This is a genomic window from Mycoplasma tracheobuteonis (genome assembly GCF_054456995.1).
Map to the genome: position 1 here is coordinate 1 of NZ_JBTKTG010000029.1, position 3,194 is coordinate 3,194.

A 3,194-nucleotide genomic window follows, 5' to 3' on the forward strand; every position below is an offset into this window, starting at 1 on the left:
TCACCTTGTACATCAGCTGTTCCTGCTACATCACAGTGAATAAAGTCAATATCTTTAGTAAACTCTTTTAAAAACATTGCTGCTTGAGAAGAATCAACACGTACTGTTTGTGATCATGAAGCTAAATCAGCAACTTTTGAGCCTTTGTTACCTTTGTTATAATCTTCGTGAAGAGGCATTCTTCATACTTTTTCTTGTGCGCTATTTGCTGCTTGAGCAAATAATTTGTATTTATCATCATTTGTAGATCAAATACCTGAATATGTATTACCTAAAGCAACTAAAATTGAACCTGTAAGTGTTGCAACATCAATAATTGTTGAAGGTTTAATTCTATCAGCTGCATAGAAGATTCCGTCAGCAAGTACTAAACGTCCTTCAGCATCTGTATCAACAACTTCAACTCATTTTCCACTCATAGATTGGTATACATTTTCTGGAAGTGAAGCATCAGCATTAATTCTGTTATCTGTAATACACATTATTGCTGAAGCATTAACTTTAGCTTTCATTTGTGCTAAAGCTTTAACTGAATAAGCAGCAATTACAGAACCTGACATATCATATTTCATACCTTCCATGTGGTAACCTTTAGTGTTTACACCACCTGTATCAAAAGTGATACCTTTACCAACGATAGCGATATGGTCTTTTTTGTTTGCTTTATTTCCTTTGTATGTAACGATAACTACTCTAGCTTCGTGTGTACTTCCTTTGTTAACAGAAAGAAGTAGTCCCATATTTAGTTCTTCAATTTCTTTTTTAGTTAAAACTTTAACTTCTAAGTTAGGAATACCACTAAAATCTGAAGCAATAGCAGCAGCTAGTTGTTCTGAATTTAAGAAGTTTTCAGGCATGATTTGTAAGTTTCTTGTATCATTTACTGCATTAGCAATAATTTCAAGTTTTTTGATTTCTTCACCATATTCTTCAACACTTCTGTTTAAGAATAATGAAATTGTGTTCTTGTTTTTTTCTTCTTTTTCTATAGTTTTCTTAAATAATTTTGCTGATCCAAAAGCTACTTTAGAATAAATTCCTCTTAAAACAGTATTGAAATCAGCTTTTCCTTCTAAAACAAAACTTTCTACATCAATATCATATGAATAATTAATTGCTTCAGGTAATCCTTTAAAGTAAGCAAGTAATTCATCTAAACTTTGGTGTTTAGCATCGAAATAAACATAAGCTTCGTTAGCTTGCAAATTATTTGTTATTCTTCCTTGCTTTTTAGCAACTCACTTAGGAAAATCTTGTCCTTCATAAGCAGCTTTAAGACTTAAGGCTGTACCTTTTTTGTCATAATTAATTTTTAACATTTTATTTCCTTTCTTCGAGATATTTATTAATTGTTAAGGAAGCACATTCACGATATGCTCTAATTAAACCACCGGCTCCAAGCTTAATTCCACCAAAGTACCGAACAACTACGACTAGTACATTATCAATCCCTTTTAGATTTATTAAATCATAAATAGGCTTACCAGCAGTGTTTTTAGGTTCACCATCATCGTTGAATCCTGCAGTTTCAACACCATTTTGTTTGATTAAATAGGCATGACAAACGTGCCGAGCTTTTTTGTGTTCTTTTTTAAGTTTTGCAATGATGTCTTTAACTTCATCTTTGGAATTTAGTGGTATTAAATAACCGATAAATGTTGATTTTTTAACAATTAATTCTTCTGTTATCATAATTTTATAAATTATATTCTAATTTATAAAATTAACACGATTTTAGATATATATTTCTAAAGTTTTTTATCGCTAGCATTAAGCAATAAAAGCATTTATATTATTAAAAGCAAAAATAGAAAAAATGGTTCATAAAAGCTTCTTAGAAATTAAAATTTGGATAAAAAAAGATAATGATTGTTAATTAATCATTATCTAAAATTTGCTTAATCTATTGTACATTTCAAGATTCTGTTTTTGTATCATAAGGAACTTTTAATGCATATTTTCAGGCAAATCCTAATGCAGGAGTAAGGAAGAACCCAACGATAAAAATTACTAAGTTAAGCAGTATTATAATTCCTAAATTTCCACCTTTATAAAATAGTGGTTGCTTGAAATTTAAGAAGTCGTAAACCACTAATGCAATTTGCTTATATGTACTTGGTTTTGGATCTTTGATTTCAAGTGCATTTAGCACTGGTTCCCCTAAGAAAAATAAGAAGAGTGCAAAAAATCAATAAGCCAACATCACAGTGCTAGAAAGTCAAATTGTAGTTCTTGTAATTTGAATATTTTTGCGATTTAAAATCACGAAAATAAAGCAAATTAAAGGATTAACAAAGTGGACAATTGTACTTGTGATAAATTTATCAGCTTTAAAATCTTTTAAACTTACAGGGAAGATTAAAGTTCAGAAAACAATAAATGTTATTGTGATATAGGTGTTAACCAAAAATAATCCTCTTTGTGCGATTCAATTTTTAGGATAAATTGCAAAAAGAATTAGCCCTATACCTATTGATAAATTACTTATTCAAGTAAATGTACCTGTTATAGCTCAAAAACTAGGTAAGACAGCAGGAGCTAATTTATTTTCTACAAGTTTACTTTTTTCCTCGCTGTTTAATTTGTCAAGTGCATTAATAATTTCGTTAGATGTAATGCTTCATCTCCATAAAGTAGAAATAAAAATTAAAATTAAGATTGCAATCCCAGCAAATAAAGTAGTTTTTCTTAACTTACTTCATTGGTGGAATGTTGATTTTTTTATTTTAGTTGTTGTTTGCATTGCAAAATTATATATAAATTTAGTTAAAATATAATTGTGTTGAAACAAATAATAGAAGGTTATGTCAAGATTACAAGTTTTAACTCTAAAAATATATAAAAGAAATATTTAATTTTTATCAATAAAATAAAGAAAGATAATTTAGGTTAGTATGATAATTACATTAATATACATTTTAAATTTTGTATTCAAGTCCAAAACAATGATGATGGTGATACAAAAGTCAGACATAAATATTGATTATTACATCTCAAATAAAATTAAGATTCAAGATTTCTATTTTCAAGACATTTTAGCTCTATGAAATAAATTTAAAAAGACATTACTATACTTATTATGCTATAGTATAGTGCTATTCATACCAAGTATGATTACAGCAATAACTCTTTTAACGATATAAAAATTAAAAAGATGACATTCCACTAAAGTTAAAGTGGAGCTGTCATCTTTT

3 protein-coding genes are annotated in these 3,194 nt (G+C 28.3%); all 3 read right to left on the reverse strand.

The features are described 5' to 3' along the window. On the reverse strand, positions 1 to 1,319 hold a 1,319-nt coding region (locus ACX1M8_RS03420; protein WP_458836802.1), incomplete at its 3' end, for a M17 family metallopeptidase. 1 nt (position 1,320) lies between these two features. Then, entirely contained in the window at positions 1,321 to 1,692 is a 372-nt protein-coding gene (locus tag ACX1M8_RS03425) for an IMPACT family protein (RefSeq protein ID WP_458798259.1), read from the reverse strand. Positions 1,693 to 1,903: 211 nt separating this feature from the next. Then, the gene (locus ACX1M8_RS03430; protein WP_458835720.1) at positions 1,904 to 2,743 is read right to left on the reverse strand and encodes an MAGa3780 family membrane protein; all 840 of its coding nucleotides are present in this window, start codon (positions 2,741 to 2,743) and stop codon (positions 1,904 to 1,906) included. Positions 2,744 to 3,194 lie beyond the last annotated feature (451 nt).